The 20,362-nt window shown below is 70.4% G+C and carries 18 protein-coding genes; 3 read left to right on the top strand and 15 right to left on the bottom strand.

The window, feature by feature from the left end; genetic code table 11:
- Positions 1–16: 16 nt before the first annotated feature.
- Positions 17–994 carry a helix-turn-helix transcriptional regulator gene (locus ACFVT5_RS27885; RefSeq protein ID WP_389893632.1) on the bottom strand — a complete coding sequence of 326 codons (978 nt, stop codon included), beginning with the start codon at positions 992–994 and terminating at the stop codon, positions 17–19.
- Positions 995–1,162: 168 nt separating this feature from the next.
- Here ACFVT5_RS27885 and ACFVT5_RS27880 point away from each other — a divergent pair, with 168 nt between their 5' ends.
- A complete protein-coding gene (locus ACFVT5_RS27880) occupies positions 1,163–1,558 on the top strand; it encodes a RidA family protein (RefSeq protein ID WP_389893897.1) in 396 nt (131 codons plus the stop codon).
- A 75-nt stretch (positions 1,559–1,633) separates the two neighbouring features.
- On the opposite strand, the gene ACFVT5_RS27875 is transcribed toward ACFVT5_RS27880, so the two are convergent.
- From ACFVT5_RS27875 to ACFVT5_RS27865, 3 genes are all read right to left on the bottom strand, one after another.
- Positions 1,634–2,329, bottom strand: coding sequence for a DUF4232 domain-containing protein (locus ACFVT5_RS27875; protein WP_389893630.1), 696 nt, complete (start codon positions 2,327–2,329; stop codon positions 1,634–1,636).
- Between the two features lie 323 nt (positions 2,330–2,652).
- On the bottom strand, positions 2,653–3,969 hold the full coding sequence (locus ACFVT5_RS27870) for a nitrate/nitrite transporter (RefSeq protein WP_389893628.1): 1,317 nt from the start codon (positions 3,967–3,969) through the stop codon (positions 2,653–2,655).
- On the bottom strand, positions 3,966–4,661 hold the full coding sequence (locus tag ACFVT5_RS27865) for a GntR family transcriptional regulator (RefSeq protein WP_389893626.1): 696 nt from the start codon (positions 4,659–4,661) through the stop codon (positions 3,966–3,968). The genes ACFVT5_RS27870 and ACFVT5_RS27865 overlap by 4 nt, the downstream gene beginning before the upstream one ends.
- Before the next feature lie 205 nt (positions 4,662–4,866).
- Between ACFVT5_RS27865 and ACFVT5_RS27860 the strand changes: the two genes are divergently transcribed.
- Positions 4,867–5,763, top strand: coding sequence for a D-alanyl-D-alanine carboxypeptidase family protein (locus ACFVT5_RS27860; RefSeq protein ID WP_389893624.1), 897 nt, complete (start codon positions 4,867–4,869; stop codon positions 5,761–5,763).
- Between the two features lie 77 nt (positions 5,764–5,840).
- Here ACFVT5_RS27860 and ACFVT5_RS27855 read toward each other — a convergent pair whose 3' ends face one another.
- The 4 genes from ACFVT5_RS27855 to ACFVT5_RS27840 form a co-directional block, all read right to left on the bottom strand.
- A complete protein-coding gene (locus ACFVT5_RS27855) occupies positions 5,841–7,274 on the bottom strand; it encodes a dihydrolipoamide acetyltransferase family protein (RefSeq protein WP_389893622.1) in 1,434 nt (477 codons plus the stop codon).
- A 9-nt stretch (positions 7,275–7,283) separates the two neighbouring features.
- Complete coding sequence (locus tag ACFVT5_RS27850) at positions 7,284–8,264, bottom strand: alpha-ketoacid dehydrogenase subunit beta (RefSeq protein WP_389893620.1); 981 nt, start codon at positions 8,262–8,264, stop codon at positions 7,284–7,286.
- A 2-nt stretch (positions 8,265–8,266) separates the two neighbouring features.
- Positions 8,267–9,433 carry a pyruvate dehydrogenase (acetyl-transferring) E1 component subunit alpha gene (gene pdhA, locus ACFVT5_RS27845; protein ID WP_389893618.1) on the bottom strand — a complete coding sequence of 389 codons (1,167 nt, stop codon included), beginning with the start codon at positions 9,431–9,433 and terminating at the stop codon, positions 8,267–8,269.
- A 459-nt stretch (positions 9,434–9,892) separates the two neighbouring features.
- Positions 9,893–11,449, bottom strand: a complete 1,557-nt coding sequence (locus ACFVT5_RS27840; protein WP_389893616.1) for a protein kinase — start codon at positions 11,447–11,449, stop codon at positions 9,893–9,895.
- A 334-nt stretch (positions 11,450–11,783) separates the two neighbouring features.
- Between ACFVT5_RS27840 and ACFVT5_RS27835 the strand changes: the two genes are divergently transcribed.
- A complete protein-coding gene (locus tag ACFVT5_RS27835) occupies positions 11,784–13,439 on the top strand; it encodes a protein kinase (protein WP_389893613.1) in 1,656 nt (551 codons plus the stop codon).
- Positions 13,440–13,524: 85 nt separating this feature from the next.
- Here the strand turns inward: ACFVT5_RS27835 and ACFVT5_RS27830 are convergent, their stop codons facing one another.
- From ACFVT5_RS27830 to ACFVT5_RS27800, 7 genes are all read right to left on the bottom strand, one after another.
- Positions 13,525–14,058 (bottom strand): bacterial proteasome activator family protein, encoded by a 534-nt coding sequence (locus ACFVT5_RS27830; RefSeq protein ID WP_389893610.1) that lies wholly within the window; start codon positions 14,056–14,058, stop codon positions 13,525–13,527.
- Positions 14,059–14,228: 170 nt separating this feature from the next.
- Complete coding sequence (locus ACFVT5_RS27825; RefSeq protein WP_389893607.1) at positions 14,229–14,786, bottom strand: PadR family transcriptional regulator; 558 nt, start codon at positions 14,784–14,786, stop codon at positions 14,229–14,231.
- Positions 14,787–14,893: 107 nt separating this feature from the next.
- A complete protein-coding gene (locus ACFVT5_RS27820; RefSeq protein ID WP_389893604.1) occupies positions 14,894–15,388 on the bottom strand; it encodes a hypothetical protein in 495 nt (164 codons plus the stop codon).
- Between the two features lie 141 nt (positions 15,389–15,529).
- Positions 15,530–16,510, bottom strand: coding sequence for an NAD(P)H-quinone oxidoreductase (locus ACFVT5_RS27815; protein ID WP_389893601.1), 981 nt, complete (start codon positions 16,508–16,510; stop codon positions 15,530–15,532).
- A 35-nt stretch (positions 16,511–16,545) separates the two neighbouring features.
- Positions 16,546–17,643 carry a potassium channel family protein gene (locus ACFVT5_RS27810; RefSeq protein ID WP_389893598.1) on the bottom strand — a complete coding sequence of 366 codons (1,098 nt, stop codon included), beginning with the start codon at positions 17,641–17,643 and terminating at the stop codon, positions 16,546–16,548.
- Positions 17,640–19,295 (bottom strand): molybdopterin molybdotransferase MoeA, encoded by a 1,656-nt coding sequence (locus tag ACFVT5_RS27805; protein WP_389893595.1) that lies wholly within the window; start codon positions 19,293–19,295, stop codon positions 17,640–17,642. The genes ACFVT5_RS27810 and ACFVT5_RS27805 overlap by 4 nt, the downstream gene beginning before the upstream one ends.
- Positions 19,292–20,233 (bottom strand): NTP transferase domain-containing protein, encoded by a 942-nt coding sequence (locus ACFVT5_RS27800; protein ID WP_389893592.1) that lies wholly within the window; start codon positions 20,231–20,233, stop codon positions 19,292–19,294. Before ACFVT5_RS27800 ends, ACFVT5_RS27805 begins: the two co-directional genes overlap by 4 nt.
- Positions 20,234–20,362: the final 129 nt, after the last annotated feature.

Genomic DNA, 20,362 nt, shown 5'->3' with positions numbered 1-20,362 from the left:
TCGTTGAGCCGGGTCGTCACTCTCCGGACGGGGCTCCGTAGCGGGTGGCGATCGCGGCGGCGCGGTCGCGCAGCGAGGTGCGCAGCGACTGCGGGGTCAGGGCTTCCGCGTCCGTGCTGAGCTGCCACAGCGCCCATTCGGCGTGCCAGGAGTCCTGGAAGGTCACCTCAAGCCGCAGCCAGCCGTCCGCGTCGGGTTCCTCCGCGCGGACGGCCAGCGCGGAGTCCAGCAGGTCTTCCCGCCGCGCCGGGTTCACCCGTACCAGCACGATGATGTGGTCGTCGGAGAGAAACCGCGCGGCGCGTTCCCGCCAGATCCGGTCCAGATCGACCCGGCTCGGTCGCTCCGCCGTTTCGGGGAGTTCCTCGGCGGCCAGCATCCGCGACAGCCGGTAGGTGCGGTCCGCGCCGGATCTCGTGGCCAGCAGGTAGCCCCGGTCGCGCACGGTGACCAGGCCGATCGGGTCCACCGTGCGCCACTGCGGTGCCCCGCCCGTGGCCGCGTAGTGGATACGCAGCTTGTGTCCGGCGAGCACCGCGCGCCTGACCTCGATCATGGTGGTGTCGGGTACGTCCTCCATGACCAGCCGGCGTGAGAGCAGATCGGTCTCCGGGTCGACGAGAAATCGCTGCGCCGCGTCGCTCGCGGTGGCCCGGTGACTGTCGGGCAGCGCGTCGACCACCTTCCGCATGGCCGAGGTGAGCGCCGAGCCGAGGCCGAACACCTGCTCGCCGCGCGCCGATCCGGCGGTCAGCAGGGCGAGGGCCTCGTCGTGGTTCAGCCCGGTCAGCTCGGTCCGGAAACCGGGCAACAGGGCGAAACCGCCGTGCCTGCCGCGTTCGGCGTAGACCGGGACGCCGGCCGTGGACAGCGCCTCGATGTCGCGCAGCACGGTGCGGGTGGACACCTCCAGCTCGCGGGCCAGCGTGTCCGCCGTCATCCGACCGTGCCGGCGCAGCAGGAGCACCAGGGAGACCAGCCGGTCGGCACGCATACGAGAACGCTAATGGATTACATGACTGAGGGTGTCATGTTTTGTTGCGAGGCTCGTTGACGCGACGTCACAGCCGGCGGCTACCGAGCCGATGGCCCGATGGACGTCCGTACACCCGATGCGTCGAATGGAGCTGAAGTGGCATCTGATGTGGTAGCTGATGTGGCCGTGGAACGAACGGCGGTCAACCCGGTGAAGTGGTCGGTGGCGATGGGGTTCAACCAGGGTGAGGTCGTCTCCGGGCACACACGGACCCTGTACATCTCCGGCCAGACCGCGATGAGCGGCGACGGAAAGCCCCAGCATGACGGTGACATGGCGGCGCAGTTGGCGCTGAGCATCGACAACCTGGAGGCCGTGCTCGGCGAGGCCGACATGTCTCTCACGAACCTCGTCCGGCTGAATGTCTACACGACCGACGTCGATCTGCTTCTCCAGCACTACGGCGTGCTGGCGGCGCGGTTGGGCGCCGCCCAGGTGGCGCCGACGTCCACGATGCTCGGGGTGACGCGACTGGCGATACCCGGCCTGCTGGTCGAGCTTGAGGGAACCGCCGTCGCCTGACGCGGCCTCGCCGCCCCTGCTCGCCGCCCCGGCCGGCCATGATCCTGGCCGGCTCGCGGTACCGGGGGGTGCGGGTCAGCCCTCGCCCTGGCCGGCGCTGCCGATCGGGCCGACCTTCACCGGGGAGCCGGAGCCGTCCGTGACGGGCAGCGTGGCGGCGCCCGGCCAGTCGAGGGTGACCGTCTTCGTCTCGTCCGGCGGGGTCACCAGCAGCCCCGTGACGCGGACGCCGGAGCCGCCCGAGTCGTTCATCGGGTAGTTGATGCCGAAGCTCACCGTCTTGCCGTTCTTGAGGATCATCGAGATCGTCTCCTGACCGGTGCGCTCCGCGGACAGCGAGCCCGAGCTGGTCTTCAGGTCGACGCCCGGGTACCCGGAGATCGCGCAGTCCCGGCCGCTGCTGTTCTTCAGGTCCACCGCGACGCTGCCGTCGGGGTCACCGTCGATGGTGTTGTCCATCGCGGTGATCTCCAGGTCGGCGGTGCGGCACTTGCCGACCTTGCCGTTCGCGTGGGAGCCGTTCGCGCTGGAGCCGTTCTCGTTCGAGCCGGTCCCGGCGGTCGTGTCCTGCTGCCCGCCGGAGGTCTCGCCGGCGGAGTCCTTCCCGGCGCCCTCATCCGAACCGCCCGAGCCCGAACCGCCGCCCGAGGAAGACGCGGTGGACTCGGCCGACGGGTCGCCCTGTCCCATGACGTCGTCGTTCTGGCAGGCCGTCAGCGAGAGAGTCGCGGCAACGGCCAGGGCGGCGAAGGTGAGCTTGTGAACGCGCATCGTTTCTTCCTCAGGATCGGTGGGGGGTGTCGGCTGCTCGGTACGAGCGAGCGTTTCTGATCACCAGGACCGGTCCGGCCCACCGAACCGTTCCGCCCCACCACCTCGTAATACATCCCTGTTACACGCACAGCCGGGCCCAACCCGCGCCACCACAGGGCACAACCCCGCCCGCACCCGCCGCCCGGCGGGCCAGGACGGCGGTTCCGGTCACCGTTCCCGTATCTGCCCGCGGCCCCCGTCACCCACCGCCCGCTGGGACAGACCCGTAACTCGGCGGATCTTGACCCGAACCGGTGGAATGGCCTCCTCAACCCGCACCGCTACGCCGGCACATGCACCGTGGTGACCCGGCTCGCCACCAACCGCTCCCGCTCCCTGCGCACAGCCTCCCGCCGCAACCGCAGGATCTGCCAGAGCCCCACCGCCTCCAGCACGAACACCGTCGAGAACGCCACCCGGTACTCCCCGCCGGTCGCGTCGAGCAACACCCCCACCGCCAGCAAGGTCGTCATCGAGGCAACGAAACCGCCCATGTTGACGATTCCGGAGGCGGTGCCCTGCCGCTCGGGCGGATTCGCGGGCCGGGCGAAATCGAAGCCGATCATGGACGCGGGGCCACACGCCCCGAGCACACAGCACAGGACCACCAGCAACCACAAAGGCGCCCTCCCTGAACCCCCGGAGGGATACGCGAGGACCGCCGCCCATGTCACCGCCGTCACAGCCACCGTGCCGAGCGCCAGCGGGAGCCGCGCCGCGTGGTGCCGGGCGACGACCTGCCCGTACACAAGGCCGACGACCATGTTGGACAGCACCACCAGCGTGAGCAGATCACCGGCGGTCGCCCGGGACAGTCCCTGCGCCTCGACCAGGAACGGCAGCCCCCACAGCAGCAGGAACACCATCGCCGGGAACTGCGTGGTGAAGTGCACCCACAGCCCGAGCCGCGTCCCGGGCTCCCGCCAGGACGCGGCTATCTGACGCCGTACGTAGGCGGCGCCCCGATGCGTCAGGGGCTCCGGCTCGTACCCCTTCGGGTGGTCCTTCAGGAACACCAGCATCAGGACGAGGACGACGACCCCGGCGAGCGAACTGCCCGCGAACGCGGCGGTCCAGCCCACGCCGTGCAGCAGCCGGGCGAGTACGAGCGTCGAGACGAGGTTGCCCGCCACTCCGACCAGACCCGCGAGTTGGGCGACGAGCGGACCACGGCGGGCCGGGAACCAACGGGTGCCCAGGCGCAGCACGCTGATGAACGTCATCGCGTCACCGCACCCGAGCAGCGCGCGGGACGCCAGCGCCATGCCGTAGGTGGGGGACAGCGCGAAGCCGAGCTGCCCGGCCGTGAACAGGACGGCGCCGATGGTCAGCATCGTCTTGGTGCCGAGCCGGTCGACCAGGAGGCCCACGGGTATCTGCATGCCCGCGTACACGAGCAGTTGGAGTATGGAGAAGGTGGACAGGGCGGAGGCGTTGACGTGGAAGCGGTCGGCGGCGTCCAGGCCCGCGACGCCCAGTGAGGTGCGGAAGATGACGGCGACGAAGTAGACGCCGACGCCGACCGACCAGACGAGGACGGCGCGTCGGCCGCCCGGCGGGTCTCCGGGGAGGGCGAGCGGCGAGGCCGACGCGCTCATCGGACCTCGCCCCGGGCCAGGTTGGAGAACCAGCTCACATGCCGGTGCACGATCGCGACCGCCGCTTCGGCGTCACCGGCGCGCAGTGCTTCCAGGATCTCCTCGTGCTCGGTGAGCGTCTTGGCGATCCGGTCGGGATGCGAGTGCAGCACGGCGACACCCATCCGCAACTGCCGGTCGCGGAGCTGGTCGTAGAGCCGGGACAGGATGTCGTTGCCACCGCTGCGGACGATCTCGGCGTGGAAGCAGCGGTCCGTGACGGCCGCCTCGGCGAGGTCACCGGCGGCGGCCTGCTCCTTCTGCTGTTCGAGCAGCTCCTCCAGACGGGCGATCAACAGCGGGGACGCGGGGACCGCCTTGCGGGCCGCGTGCTCCTCGACCAGCTGACGGGTCTCCACGACGTCCGCGATCTCCTGCGCCGAGACCGGCAGGACCAGCGCGCCCTTCTTCGGGTAGAGCTTGATCAGCCCCTCCACCTCCAGGCGGAGCAGTGCCTCGCGCACGGGGGTCCGGGACACCCCGACGGCGTCGGCCAGCTCCCCTTCCGTGAGCAGGCTCCCGCCCTCGTAACGCCGTGCGAGAACGCCCTGCTTCACATGCCGGTAGACGCGGTCGGCGGCGGGCGGGGGCTTGACGGGGACGGACGTGGGGGCGGGAGAGGAGGCGGGGGCTGCAAGGGGGGCTGACGGCATGCGCACAGCATAGATACATCACGTACCCAAGAGGAGAGCCGTCCATATCGCGGGACGGAATTCCCACTTCCGGCCGCGGAATTCCCCCCTCCGGACTTTCAGAAAAAAACTCTCTCCCCGTACATCCATCCCGCCCCTTCGCGAGTCTCCACAGGGAGCGGCATCTTCATGTAGCCGCATTCCAGGGGCATTTGGAGCGTTCAAGTTGAGAACTGGCATTAAAGGCATTCGCCGCGCCTCGGCCGTTACGGTGACATTCACCGCGGGCGCCGTCCTCGTGGGCGGCGCGTTCGCCACCGGCGCGCAGGCCGCAACCCCGGCGCCCCCCACGATCGTCGCCAAGGGCGGCTATGTAATGAACAACGGCACGGGATCGAGCCTGTTCACCAAGGCCGCGGACACCCGACGTTCCACCGGCTCCACCACGAAGATCATGACCGCCAAGGTGGTGCTGTCGCAGCCCGGCCTCAACCTGGACTCGAAGGTCACGATCCAGAAGGCGTACAGCGACTACATCGTCGCGAAGGGCGCCTCGTCGGCCCGGCTCATCGTCGGCGACAAGGTCACCGTCCGCCAGCTCCTCTACGGGCTGATGCTGCCGTCCGGCTGCGACGCGGCATACGCCCTCGCGGACAAGTTCGGCTCGGGTACCACGCGGGCGGCGCGGGTGAAGTCGTTCATCGGCAAGATGAACGCCGCCGCCAAGAACCTCGGTCTGAAGAACACCAACTTCGACTCGTTCGACGGCATAGGGAATGGGTCCAACTACTCGACGCCGCGTGATCTGACGAAGATCGCCAGCAGCGCGATGAAGAACTCCACGTTCCGCTCGGTCGTGAAGACAACGACGACAAAGCAGAAGGTCACCACGAAGAGTGGCGGCTACCGCTATATGAACTGGACCAACACCAACAAGCTGCTCGGCACCTACTCCGGTGCGATCGGCGTCAAGACGGGTTCGGGCCCGGAGGCCAAGTACTGCCTGGTCTTCGCCGCCACCCGCAATGGCAAGACGGTCATCGGCACGGTCCTGGCCTCCACCTCGGAGACCAACCGCACGGCCGACGCGAAGAAGCTGATGGACTACGGCTTCAAGCGGTAACGCTCCGCGTGCGGACAGGAAAAGGAGGAGGGCCCGGCCACAGGGATGTGGCCGGGCCCTCCTTCTGTGATCGTTGGTCACGCCCAGGCGATGAGCCTCTTCGGCTGTTCCAGGACCGCCGCCACATCGGCCAGGAACTTGGAGCCGAGTTCGCCGTCGATCAGGCGGTGGTCGAAGGAGAGGGCGAGGGTGGTCACCTGGCGGGGCTTGACCTTGCCCTTGTGGACCCACGGCTGCAACTTGATCGTGCCGACCGCGAGGATCGCCGACTCACCCGGGTTCAGGATCGGCGTACCCGTGTCGACGCCGAAGACGCCGACATTGGTGATGGTCACCGTGCCGCCCTGCATCGCGGCCGGTGAGGTCTTGCCCTCGCGGGCCGTGCTCACCAACTCGCTGAGGGAACGGGACAGTTCGGGCAGGCTCTTGTCGTGCGCGTCCTTGATGTTCGGCACGAGCAGACCGCGCGGGGTGGCCGCGGCGATGCCCAGGTTGACGTAGTGCTTGAGGACGATCTCCTGGTTCGCCTCGTCCCACGCGGCGTTGACGTCCGGGTTCCGCTTGATCGCGACGAGCAGGGCGCGCGCGATGAGCAGCAGCGGATTCACCCGCAGGCCCGTCATGCCGTAGGTGTCGGGGTCCCGCTTCAGCTCGTCGACGAGCTTCATGGTGCGGGTCACGTCCACCGTCACGAACTCCGTGACATGCGGCGCCGTGAACGCCGAGCCGACCATCGCCTGCGCGGTGGCCCTGCGGACGCCCTTGACCGGGATACGGGTCTCCCGCGCACCGGCCGCGACCACCGGGACCGGCGCCTCGGCCACGGGCGCGGCGACCGGGACCGCCGGTGCCTGCGGCGCGGCTGCGGCGTGGACGTCCTCGCGCGTGACGATCCCGTCGGGACCGGTCGGCGTGACCGTGGCGAGGTCGACGCCGAGGTCCTTGGCGAGCTTGCGGACCGGCGGCTTGGCGAGCGGCCGTGAGCCGTTGGCGACGACCGGCTGCGCCACAGGTGCCGGTACGGGAGCGGGAGTGGGTGCCGGTGCGGGTGCCGGTGCCTGCGTCCGGGTCGCGGCTGCCGGTGCCTCCGGAGCGGGCACCGGCTTGCGCGCCCGACGCTTGGTCGAGGACTCGGCGACCCCGTATCCCACGAGCACCGGTGTGCGCGCGGCGGGCGCCTGGGGCGCCGGCTCCGAAGGGGCCGGCGCGGCGGCCTCCGGAGCGGCCGGACCCGCGCCGCCGGCGTCCCCGCCGGAGACGTCCACCGCGATGATCACCTGCCCGACATCGACGGTCGTCCCCTCGGCGAACCGCAGCTCCCTGACCACTCCGTCATACGGAATCGGCAGCTCCACCGCGGCCTTCGCGGTCTCCACCTCGCACACGACCTGCCCGTCGGTGACCGTGTCACCGGGCTGCACGAACCACTTGAGGATCTCCGCCTCGGTGAGCCCCTCGCCCACGTCGGGCATCTTGAACTCGCGTACGGACGCGTCAGTCATCGTCGTCACGTCCTCTCCTCAGTACGCAAGCGAGCGGTCGACGGCGTCGAGCACCCGGTCGAGACCCGGCAGGTACTCGTCCTCCACGCGGGCCGGCGGGTACGGCGCGTGATAGCCGCCGACCCGCAGCACGGGCGCCTCCAGGTGGTAGAACGACCGCTCGGTGATCCGCGCGGCCAGCTCCGCACCCGTACCCAGGAACACCGGCGCCTCGTGCACCACGACCAGCCGCCGGGTCTTCTCGACCGAGGTCTGCACGGTGTCGAAGTCGATCGGCGACATCGAGCGCAGGTCCACCACTTCGAGGGACTTGCCCTCCTCCTGCGCCGCCGCCGCTGCCTCCAGGCACACCTTCACCATCGGCCCGTACGCGGCGAGCGTCACATCCGTGCCCGCACGCGCCACGCGCGCCTTGTGCAGCGGCCCGGGGATGGCCTCGGGGTCGACCTCGCCCTTGTCCCAGTACCGCCGCTTCGGCTCGAAGAAGATCACCGGGTCGTCGCTCTGGATCGCCTGCTGGAGCATCCAGTACGCGTCCGACGCGTTCGAGGGCGAGACCACCTTCAACCCCGCCACATGCGCGAACAGCGCCTCAGGGGACTCCGAGTGGTGCTCGACGGCGCCGATGCCACCGCCGTACGGAATGCGGATGACGACCGGCATCTTGATCTTGCCGAGCGCCCGCGCGTGCATCTTCGCGAGCTGCGTGACGATCTGGTCGTACGCCGGGAAGACGAAGCCGTCGAACTGGATCTCCACCACCGGCCGGTACCCGCGCAGGGCGAGGCCGATCGCGGTGCCGACGATGCCCGACTCGGCGAGCGGGGTGTCGATGACCCGGTCCTCGCCGAAGTCCTTCTGGAGCCCGTCGGTGACCCGGAAGACACCGCCGAGCTTGCCCACGTCCTCGCCCATGACGAGGACCTTCGGGTCGGTGTCGAGCGCCTTGCGCAGGGACTCGGTGATCGCCTTGGCGAGCGGAAGCTTCTGTACGGCCATGGTCAACGCACCTCTCCTTCCGCGAACGACGCCTGATAGGCGGCGAACTGCGCCCGCTCCTCGTCGACGAGCGCGTGCCCGTCCGCGTACACATTCTCGAAGATGGCCAGGGGGTCCGGGTCCGGCATCGCCCGCACCACCTCACGCACCCGCTTTCCCAACGCTTCGCTCTCCGCTTCGAGTTCCGCGAAGAATCCCTCATCAGCGTGGCCTTCGGACTCCAGATACGTCCGCAGCCGCGCGATCGGGTCCTTGGCCTCCCAGGCCACCCGCTCGTCGTCGTGGCGGTAGCGCGTCGGGTCGTCCGACGTGGTGTGCGCGCCCATCCGGTACGTGAACGCCTCGACGAGCGTCGGCCCCTCGCCCCGGCGGGCCCGCTCCAGGGCCCACTTGGTGACGGCGAGGCAGGCGAGGACGTCGTTGCCGTCGACGCGGACGCCCGGGAAGCCGTAGCCCTGCGCGCGCTGGTACAGCGGCACCCGGGTCTGCTTCTCGGTCGGCTCGGAGATCGCCCACTGGTTGTTCTGGCAGAAGAACACGACGGGCGCGTTGTAGACGGCGGAGAACGTGAACGACTCCGCGACATCGCCCTGGCTGGAGGCGCCGTCGCCGAAGTACGCGATCACGGCCGAGTCGGCGCCGTCCTTGGTGATGCCCATGGCGTAGCCGGTGGCGTGGAGCGTCTGCGAGCCGATGACGATCGTGTACAGGTGGAAGTTGTTGGTGTTGGGGTCCCAGCCGCCGTTGTTCACGCCGCGGAACATGCCGAGCAGATTCGTCGGGTCCACACCGCGGCACCAGGCGACGCCGTGCTCACGGTAGGTCGGGAAGACATAGTCGTCCTCGCGGGTCGCCCGGCCCGAGCCGATCTGCGCGGCCTCCTGGCCGAGCAGCGACGCCCACAGGCCCAGCTCGCCCTGGCGCTGGAGGCTGGTGGCCTCGGCGTCGAAGCGGCGGGTCAGGACCATGTCCCGGTAGAGCCCGCGCAGCTCGTCGGGCGTGATGTCCTCGACATATCCGGCGTACTCGGCGATCTCCGGGTGGCCGGCGCTCTTGACGCGCCGCCCCTCGGGGGTCAGCAACTGCACGAGATCAGGCTGCCCGCCCGGTGGCTTCTTCGCAGCGGTGCGCTTGCGCGGCTTGCGCGCGGCAGTGCTCTCCACGGTCACGTGTGCTCCTCCGTCGGTCCGGCCCCCGGGGTCACCGGGAACCAGTGCGGCTCGCCTGGTTCCCCGCCTGCGCACGGGGTGGGTGCGACCAGGTCCGGAACAGGCGTGTCAGGTGCCCCGGCGAGCACCCTGCAAGAGGCACGTTACCCAGTGCTACGCCCCACGGCGAAACCCCACCTGACCTGCAATTTTGCTTGGATTACCAAGTAAATCGCCATTCGGCGGAAACGCCCTGGTCACAGCACCGGACAGCGCCCCCTGGGGAGGCCGGAACAGGCGAACGGTATCCCGCGGATGCCGGACAACGGAAGAGTTCGTGTCCGACACCGAAATCCGTGCGCGAACGGGGAGAAACCGGGGAGAAGTCACCGCATCGCCGTCGCCCGGACACACGCACACGCGCGGGGAGCCCCTTTTGAGGCTCCCCGCGCGCGTGGATGACGTTTTTGGCCGGGCCGGTCAGCCGCCGAGAGTTCCGCCCGCCGTATCGCCGCCCGTCGGCGGGGTCTGCGGGTCCGTCGGCGGGTCGGTCGGCGGGTCCGGCGGCTCCTCGCTCTTGGTCGGCGTCGGCTTCGTCGGCTCGTCGGTCGGCTTGTCGCTGGGCTTGTCGCTCGGCTTGTCCGACGGCGTCGTGTCGCCGGTCGGCGGCTTCTCGGACGGGGTCCAGCCGCCGCCGTTGCCCGCGGTCGTCCCCGAGTCCGTCGACCGCTCGGCGGTCGGCTCGTCCGAACTCTTCGTGGGGTCGTCCGACTGCTGCGACTTCGTGTTCGTCGGCTTGTTGGTGTCGGGCTGACCGCCACTGTCCCCGGCACCGCGCACCGCGAGGGCCACGCCCACCGCGATCGCGATGACCGCGAACACGGCGAGGATCCACAGCTTGCCGCGGCCCTTGCCGCCCCCGCCGGACCGCCCACCGTCGAAGCCGCCGTCGTCGCCGCCCGGCGGGCGCAGCATCGGCCGCGGGATCTGCGCGGTGCCCGAGTCGGGGTGCGGCAGCGCGGTGGTGCCCGCGACGCCCATCGCCGGGGTGTTGCCGCCCTCGTGCATGTCGACCGGGCCGGTGTTCCAGGTGCCGGTGTGCCCGCCCTGCTCGTACAGCATCTGGAGGCTGTACTGGACCAGGCCGCGCATCTCCTCGGCGGTCTGGAACCGGTCGTCCGGGTCCTTCGCGAGGGAGCGCATGACCAGGCCGTCCAGCTCCGGCGGCACCCCGTCCGACGCCTCCGACGGCGGTACGGGGATGTCCTGCACATGCTGGTAGACCACGGACAGCGGGGTCTCACCGGTGAACGGCGGGCGCAGCGCGAGGAGTTCGTAGAGCATGCAGCCCGTCGCGTACAGGTCGGACCGGTGGTCGACCGTCTTGCCGAGCGCCTGCTCGGGCGACAGATACTGCGGGGTGCCCATGACCATGCCGGTCTGCGTCATCGTCGACTGCGCGCCGTGCAGGGCGCGCGCGATGCCGAAGTCCATGACCTTCACGGCGCCGGTCTGGGTGATGATGACGTTCGCGGGCTTGATGTCGCGGTGCACGATGCCGTGCTGATGCGAATAGGCGAGGGCCTCCAGGACACCGGCGACGATGATCAGCGCCTGCTCGGGGCCCGGCGCCTCCGCGTTGATCAGCAGATCGCGGATCGTGCGGCCCTCGACGATCTCCATCACGATGTACGGGACCGTCCGGTGCCCGACGATGTCCTCGCCGGAGTCGTACACCGCCACCACCGCGTGGTGGTTCAGGCCCGCCACCGACTGGGCCTCACGTGTGAAGCGGGCCTTGGACACCGGGTCCTCGGCGAGGTCGGAACGGAGCAGCTTCACCGCGACCGTGCGGCCCAGGCGCACATCCTCGGCCGCGAACACCTCGGCCATACCGCCCTGGCCGAGCCTGCGGGTCAGCCGGTACCGGCCGTCACCGACAAGCCCGCTGTTCCCCCACATTTCCGGCGCGTCCGACATATCGCCGCCAGCCGGCTCGGGGTCGGACGGGCCCTGAGCGCGCTGCGTCTGTGCCATCGGTCCTCGCCGTCGTTTCTGTCCCGCACCCTCGGAGCTACCCGCGGTGGTTGTTACGGTCTCCGTCGGGCCACGCTACAGCCTCCGTGCGACGCCCCGGTCCGGGTGGACGGGCCATCCAACCCGCAGCGGGTACCCGGGTGCAAATCCTGTGTGCCGCTAGTACGTCGGCTGTAACGCTTCCGCGACGCTTCCTTCGCGTACGGTCACGGAACGGGCACCGAGCTTGACGTGTCACTGCCCTCCGGCAGACTTGGCCGGGAATGAGACAGTCGATCACGACCGCGGGAGCCACTCAGCCGCTACCGCCCGCGCCAATGGGGGACGCAGAAACATGAGCCAGGACGGCGGACACGGCCGGTACGCGGGGCGTTCGGTGGCCGGCGGACGTTATCAACTGCGCGATCTGCTCGGCGAAGGCGGCATGGCCTCGGTCCATCTCGCGTACGACGCGGTGCTCGACCGGCAGGTGGCGATCAAGACCCTGCACACCGAGCTGGGGCGCGAGCCGGCGTTCCGCGAGCGGTTCCGCCGCGAGGCCCAGTCGGTGGCGAAGCTCACGCACACCAATATCGTCTCGGTCTTCGACACCGGCGAGGACGAGCTGAACGGCTCGGCGACCCCGTACATCGTCATGGAGTACATCGAGGGCCGTCCGCTCGGCTCGGTACTCGACGCGGATGTGGCGCAGTTCGGCGCGATGCCGACCGACAAGGCGCTGAAGATCACCGCGGATGTGCTGGCGGCGCTGGAGATCAGCCACGAGATGGGCCTGGTCCACCGCGACATCAAGCCCGGCAACGTGATGATGACGAAGCGCAATGTCGTCAAGGTCATGGACTTCGGCATCGCGCGCGCCATGCAGTCGGGCGTCACCTCGATGACCCAGACCGGCATGGTCGTCGGCACCCCGCAGTACCTCTCCCCGGAACAGGCACTCGGCCGGGGCGTGGACGCCCGCTCCGACCTGTACTCGGTCGGCATCATGCTGTTCCAACTGGTCACCGGACGGCTGCCGTTCGAGGCGGACTCACCGCTGGCCATCGCGTACGCGCATGTGCAGGAGGAGCCCGTCGCTCCGTCCTCCATCAACCGCTCGGTACCGCCGGCGGTCGACGCGCTGATCGTCCGCGCGCTGAAGAAGAACCCGAACGAGCGCTTCCCCAGCGCCGAGACGATGCGCGACGAATGCCTGCGGATCGCGCAGTCGCTGCACTCGATCGCGCCGAGCATCGTGCCGGGGGCGCAGACGTCGAACGGTGCGGGTGTCGGGTCCGCGGTGTTCCCGCCGATCGACCAGTCCACGCCGATGCCCTCGGGCCCTGTGCAGACGCCGTACCAGCCGGGTGCGTACGGTCCGCCGACGCCGAACCCGAACCCGACTCCGGGGTACGGCTATCCGCAGTCCCAGCCGCAGCAGGGTGGCTACCCGACGCCGGTCGCCCCGGCCTCGTACCAGCAGCATCAGCAGGGCTCGTCGACGCCGCCGCCGTACACCATCGCGCCGCAGCACACGGGCGCGCCCGGCGGGGGCTCTGGCGGCGGTAAGCGGAACATGCCGGTGATCGTGGGCTCGATCGTGGTCGCGCTGCTCGCCGTCGGCGGCCTGATCCTGGCGCTCACGCTGAACGGCGGCGACAAGAAGGGCGGCGACGAGGCGAAGGACTCCTCGTCCCCGTCGGTGACGGCGGTCCCGGGCCACCGGGGTCCCGATACGACGAAGACCATCGAGCAGACGGAGTGCACGGAACCGCAGACGTCGTACAACGACGAGGACAAGGTGAAGATGCCGAACTTCACCCTCAAGAACATCGACTCGGTGAAGTCGTGCCTCCAAGCGGCGAGCTGGGGCTACGACGAGAAGACCACGGACGAGAACACCTACGGCGAGGGGACGATCATGGAGCAGTTCCCGGCCCCCGGAACGGACTTCGACCCGAAGGACCCGCCGCAGCTCCAGCTCAAGGTCTCCACCGGCAACCCGTCCTGAACCTTCCCCGTACGCACGAGGGCCCGGCACGCGGTGCGTGTGCCGGGCTCTGTTCGTGAGTTCTCGTGAGTCAGAGGTACGCGGGCTACAGGTAGGGGCCCCCGGTACGGCCGCCGGGGTGGCCCATCTCCTCGTCGCCGACACCCGGCGGCAAGGCGCGCCGCATCTGCTCCAGTTGGGCCCGTGCCGCCATCTGCTGGGCGAACAGGGTCGTCTGGATCCCGTGGAACAGGCCCTCAAGCCAGCCGACCAACTGGGCCTGCGCGATGCGCAGTTCCGCGTCGCTCGGGGTCCCCTCGTCGTTGAACGGGAGGGACAGCCGCTCCAGCTCCTCCACCAGCTCGGGCGCGAGACCGTCCTCCAGCTCCTTCACGGAACTTGAGTGGATCTCCTTGAGGCGCTGCCTGCTCGCTTCGTCGAGAGGAGCGGCCCGCACCTCTTCGAGCAGCTGCTTGATCATGCTGCCGATCCGCATGACCTTGGCGGGCTGTTCCACCATCTCCGTCACGGGCACCTCGCGGGAGTCCTCGTCTCCGCCGCCGCCCAACGCCATCCCGTCCTGGCCCACCACCAGCACCTGGGGGCTGTCCGGCGACCTTTCGTTCCTCGGCATCTCCATGGGGCCATTGTCTCCCACGGGCCGGGTTCCGTCGGGGCGGGGTGACTTCTGGGCGGGGTTTCGGGGTCGGTCAGGGCGGGGGTTCGGTCGGGTCGGGGGTTCGGGTTCGGTGAGGCCGGGGTTCGGGTTCGGTGAGGCCGGGGTTCGGGTGCGGTCAGGCCGGGGTTCGCTCAGGCCGGGGGATCCGTGGCCGCTGCCTCCGCCTCGCGTACGAGGCGTGACTCGCAGTGATCCAGCCAGCGGACCTCCGCCTCCGCACGGAACACCAGCTGTTCCAGGACCAGCAGGCGGGCCACCTCGTCACGGTGCGAGGATCCCGCCGCCATCGCCCGGGTCCGTTGCCGCGTGTGCTCGCGCAATATCTCCAGGACGTGTTGCCGCTGGCCCTCGATCACGGCCCTGATGTCCACGCCCGGCACACCCATGGCCATCACCAGCTTGATCGCCAGCTCGTCGCGCGGCGGGCTCTCCCGGTCCACGGGCCGCTCGAACCAGTCCCTCAGCTCGGCCCGCCCCGCGTCCGTCAGCGCGTACAGGATCCGTCCCGAGGCGTCCGTGCCGCGCTGCTCGACCATGCCGTCCCGTTCCAGACGGCCGAGGGTCGTGTAGACCTGCCCGACGTTGAGCGGCCAGGTGGTTCCCGTACGCGCCTCGAACTCGGAACGCAGCCGTGAGCCGTAGCGCGGGCCGTGGTCGAGGAGGGCGAGCAGGCCATGGCGTATCGACATAGTCCGTAGACATACCTGGTGGGTGGCGCGGAGGCCAAGACGACCCCCGTCAGTCGGGGGGTCCGGGGGTGGGGCCGGGGGGCGGGTCGGCTCGGGTCGGGGTGCGATCAGTCGCGGCGGAGCCGCACGGCGAGGAAGGCCAGGCCCAGGCCCATCAGGACCAGACCGGCACCGAGCGGCAGGACCCGGACGTACTGCCCGTACGGCTGGGCCACGGGTTCCTGGGAGGTCCGGGGGGCGTTGTCCACCGCGGGGTCGATGAGCGTGGAGGCCGAGGTTTCGGAGGTGGGGTTCCCGGAAGGGGACGCGGGGGGCTGGGGCGTGGGCCGACCCGAGGGCTGCGGCACTGTGTCGTCACTGTCGGTGGCATCCGTCGGTGAGGGGTCCGGGCGACCGGGACGCTCACGGCCCTCGGAGGGGCGGGTACCCGCCCGGGACTCGTCGGGTACGGGAGTGAGCGCGGGTGGGAGACCGGGTGCGGTCCGGTCGGCGCGCGCCGTGGGATCGGCCGCGCGAGCCGGTGCTTCCCCGGCGAGCGGGGCCAGGAACAGGAGCGCCGTGAGCAGTCCGGCCGCACCGGAACCGCGAAGCCGTGGAATCACGCCGGTCACCCTCCGGGTAGAGCCGATCCGCGAGAACCTGTGAATCCAGCGTCACACGCTGTCACACATCCGGCATCTCGACCGCCGCTCGCCCCGGAGGGTGCCCGCATTCAGGGGGCGGCGCTCACTCCCGTACCGGGGTCACTCCCGTACCAGAAGGACCTTGCCGACGTGCCCGCTCTCCTCCAGGACCCGGTGCCCGGCGGCGGCGTCCCGCAGCGGAAGCGTGCGGTCCACGACCGGCCGGACCTGCCCGGCGGCGATCAGCGGCCACACATGCTCCCGTACGGCCGCGACGATCGCTGTCTTCTCGGCGACCGGACGGGCCCGCAGCGAGGTCGCGGTCACGGCGCCGCGCTTGCCGAGGAGCGTCGCGATGTTCAGCTCGCCCTTCACCCCGCCCTGCATCCCGATGATCGCGAGCCGCCCGTTGACGGCGAGGGCGTCGATGTTCCGTTGCAGATACTTCGCGCCCATGATGTCGAGGATCACATCGGCGCCCGCGCCGTCCGTGGCGGCCCGGATCTCCTCCACGAAGTCCTGCTCGCGGTAGTCGATGAGGATGTCCGCGCCCAGCTCGGCACAGCGCCGGAGCTTCTCCTTGCCGCCCGCCGTGACGGCGACCTTGGCACCCACGGCCTTCGCGAGCTGGATCGCCATGGTCCCGATCCCGCTGGCGCCACCGTGCACAAGCAGCGTCTCGCCGGGGCGCAGATGGGCGATCATGAAGACGTTCGACCAGACCGTACAGATCACTTCGGGCAGCGCCGCCGACTCGACCAGCCCTACACCGGCCGGGACGGGCAGCAACTGACCGACGGGTACGGCTACCTTCTCGGCGTAGCCACCGCCGGCGAGCAGCGCGCACACCTCGTCGCCGACCGCCCAGCCGGACACATTGGGGCCGAGCGCGGCGATACGGCCCGCACACTCCAGACCGGGATAAGGGGACGCGCCCGGTGGGGGGTTGTAGAAACCCTGGCGCTGAAGGATGTCCGCGCGGTTGACGGCACCGGCCGCCACCTCGATCAGGACCTCACCCTCGGCGGGTACGGGATCGGGGACCTCCACCCACACGAGTGCCTCGGGTCCACCGGGTTCGGAGACGGTGATCGCATACATGTGCCGAGGCTACTCCGTACCCCCTTCCGGGCGGCTCAGTCCCGGGGCAGGGGACGGATGTCCGGCGCCACCTGCGACACCGTTGACGCCCGCACGATCGTGATCAGACGGTCCATCAACTGCAAGGTGCCGATGGCCGGATCGTCGTAGCCGAGCACCCGGTGCCCCCGCACCACGCTCACCACCAGATCCTCGGTCTCCCGGACCCCGAGCCCCACCTCGGCCTTTATCACGGGGCGTTCGACCAGATCGAGACCGCTGCCCTGCTGGATCAGGTCCTCCATCACCATGCCCGCGCTGGGGCTGAGTACCGACAGGCCCAGGAGCCGTCCGGCCGCGCTGGCACTGGTGATCACGGCGTCGGCGCCCGACTGCCTCAGCAGCGGAGCGTTCTCCTCCTCCCGGACGGCCGCCACGATCTTGGCCTTCCGGTTGAGCTGCCGGGCGGTGAGCGTGACCAGCACGGCGGTGTCGTCGCGCTGGGTGGCGATGATGATCTGACGGGCCTTCTGCACCTCGGCCCGGATCAGCACATCGCTGCGGGTCGCGTCACCTATCACCCCGACGAACCCTTCCGCCGTGGCCGCTTCGATGACCTTGCCACTGGGGTCGACCACCACGACCTGTTCCTTCTTCAGCCCCGTCGCACAGACGGTCTGAATCGCCGAGCGGCCCTTCGTACCGAAGCCCACGACGACGGTGTGGTCACGCAAGTTGGACCTCCAGCGATTCAGCCGCCACTCCTCCCGGGTGCGTTCGGTGAGCACCTCCAGCGTCGTACCGACCAGGATGATCAGGAAGAGCACACGCAGCGGCGTGATGACAAGGATGTTGGTCAGACGGGCACCGTCACTGACCGGAGTGATGTCGCCATAACCCGTGGTCGAGAGCGTGACGGTCGCGTAGTAGAAGGCGTCGAGCAGATCGACCGAGCCATCGGAGTTGTCGCCGTACCCCTCACGGTCCGCGTACACGATGAAGGCCGTCCCGACGAGTACGACGAGCGCCATCAACAGCCGCTTGGCGACCTGCCACAGGGGCCGTTCGACCACCCGTCGGGGCAGCTTCACCCGGGATCTGACGAGGTGTTCGTCGGCCTGGCGGGCAATCGCGTCATGGCCGGGAAGTTTCACGTGAAACACTCCCCGGTCCCGGACAGCGCCCACGGCAGGTCAAGGATCTCCAGCTCCTGACCGGCCCGCGCCCCACCGGGCGGCACGACCGCGAGCCCATCGGCGCCGGCGATCCCGCGCAGCATCGCGGGCCCGTTGTAGTGCAACGGCACGGCCCGCTCGCCGCGCAAGGTCACGGGAACCAGCCGGGTGTCGTACGGGTGCCCGTGCACCGCGTCCCGCACGGGTGCCGTGTACGGCTCCGGCGCCAGACGTCCCGCGAGCGTCCTCAGCAGGGGTTCAGCCAGGGTGAGCAGCCCGGACACCGCGGCCAGCGGATTGCCGGGCAGCCCGACGAGGAACTGGTCCTCCTTCGTACGCGCCAACAGCATGGGATGCCCCGGACGCACCTTCACCCCGTCCACGAGGAGTGCGGCACCGATCCGGTCGAGCGTCGGGTGCACATGGTCGACGGGCCCCGCCGCCGTACCGCCCGTCGTCACGATCAGGTCCGCGCGGGAGGTGGTGATCGCCTTGCGCAGAGCCGCCGCGTCGTCGCCGAGCCTGCGCACCGCGGTCACCTGGGCACCCAGTGCGCGCAGCCATGGCGGCAACATGGGACCGAGCGCGTCCCGGATCAGCCCGTCCTTCGGCAGCCCTTCGGTCAGCAACTCATCGCCCAGGACCAGCACTTCGGCGGTCGGACGCGGAACCGTCAGCAGTTCGTCGTACCCCGCCGCCGCCGCGAGCCCGAGCACCGCCGGGGTCACGACGGCCGAGGGCGGCAGCAGTTCGTCGCCGCTGCGGCACTCCTGACCGCGCGGCCGGATGTCCTGGCCCTGGTGCACCTCGCGTGTGGCGTGCAGCCGCCCCTTGTCGTCCAGGCGGCCGTGCTCGCTGCGGATGACGGCGGTGGCGTCCTTCGGGATCCGCGCACCGGTCGCGATGCGCACGGCCTCCCCGTCACTCAGCTCTGCCGGCTCCCCGTGCCCCGCGAGCACGCCCTCGCCGCGCACCTCCCACGGTCCCGGCCCCGCAACCGCGAACCCGTCCATCGCCGAGGTGTCGAAGGACGGCAGGTCGGTGAGCGCGGTGAGGGGCTCGGCGAGAACCAGTCCTAGCGCGGCATCGAGCGGTACGCGGACCGGGGTGCGGGACCTCGCGGTACGGGACCTCGCGGTGTGGGCCGCGAGGGCGCGGGCTTCGGGCCAGGCGGTGGCGGTGCCGGGGGCGGTGCCGGGTGCCGTTCCGGTGCCGGGGGGTGTTCCGGGTGCCGGTGTGGTCGCGTCGCCGGGTGGGTGCTTCTGGTCCTGGTCGTAGTCGTAGGGCTGGTCTTTGGCGGTGGGGGGCGGGGTGGCCGGGGTGGGTGTGCCTCGGCCGGGGATGCCGGGGGCGGGGGTGCCGGGGGCGGGGGTGCCTGGGCGGTGTGGGCCTGGAGGGGGTGGGGGGTTGCCCGATCCGTACGGGGTGCCGGTGCCGTTGCTCTTGCCGGTGCCGGTGCCGTTGTTCGTGGTTCTGCCGGCGTCGCGGTCCGCCCTGACCAGGGCCAGTGCCTCGTCCACGTCGAGGTCGTCGAGGGGTCCGGCGACCATGCCCGTGCCTCCCCTGGTGTCCCGTGCGTCGCCGCCGAGCCCGGTGCTCCCTACGGACCGCGGGGCGTTGGTGCCGGTCATCCGGTCTCCGGGTGTGCGTCGGGTTTTTCCTCACCGGACACGGCATCGCCGGCACCGTCCTTGGCCGGTTCTCCCTTGCCCGGTTCTTCCTTGGCCGCGTCGTCCTCGGCGGCCCAGCGGAGGGCGAGTGCCGCCGCCCTGTGGGCCGCTTCGGCCACCGCCTCGGGGCCGCCCTTGCCCTGCGCCGCCGCGTACCCGACGAGAAACGTCGTCAGCGGCGCCGCGGGCCGGGCCACCCCGTGCGCCGCGTCGCGGGCCAGATCGAGCAGTACGCCGATGTCGACGTCCAGGTCGATGCCCAGTTCGTCCTTGACCGCTGTCATCCATTCGTCCAACACGTGCCCATGCTCCCTGATACGTGACCGGGCGGCTGCGATGTCGTCCCAGGTGTCGCAGTCGAAGGACGCGACCGGGTCGGAGATACGGGTGAGGTCCAACGCGCCGACCAGCAGCCGCAGCGGCAGACCGGTCAGGCCACCGCGCTCGGCGGTCAGCGCGGCCAGTGCGCGACGGACCGGCGCGGCGCGGTACGCGGCGACCAAGGGCTGGTCGCGTCCGTCGGCGTCGGTGAGCAGGACCCCCTCGGCGTCGCCCGCGCGCAGGGCGTCCAGGAGTCCCCGTACCGTCTCCTCGCCCAGGAACGGCAGGTCCGCCGAGAGCACGACCACCTTCTCGGCCGTGGTGCGGCGCAGCCCCGCGTCCAGCGCGGCGAGCGGACCGGCGCCCGCCGGTTCCTCGCGCGCCCAGGTCACCGGCCGGACGGTGGGGCGCGAGTCCGCCACGACAACGGTCGTGTCCGCGCCGGGGCAGGCCGCGAGGACACGGTCGAGCAGGGCGCGCCCGCCCACCCGCACCCCGGGCTTGTCCGCCCCGCCGAGCCTCTTCGCGGCGCCCCCGGCGAGGACTACGGCGTCATACGCGACGTCATACGCGGTCATCCCCCGAGTATGAGCGCCCGAAGGATCATTGCCACCCCGCCGGCCGAACGGGCCGACGAAGATTTCGTCACACACCGGCGTCCCTGACCGGCAGCCCTCGCCGGAACCTGGCTGGTACCGGCGCTTATA

The organism is Streptomyces sp. NPDC058001 (genome assembly GCF_042886315.1).
GTDB lineage: Bacteria > Actinomycetota > Actinomycetes > Streptomycetales > Streptomycetaceae > Streptomyces.
This window is presented reverse-complemented; position numbering and strand designations above follow the sequence as displayed.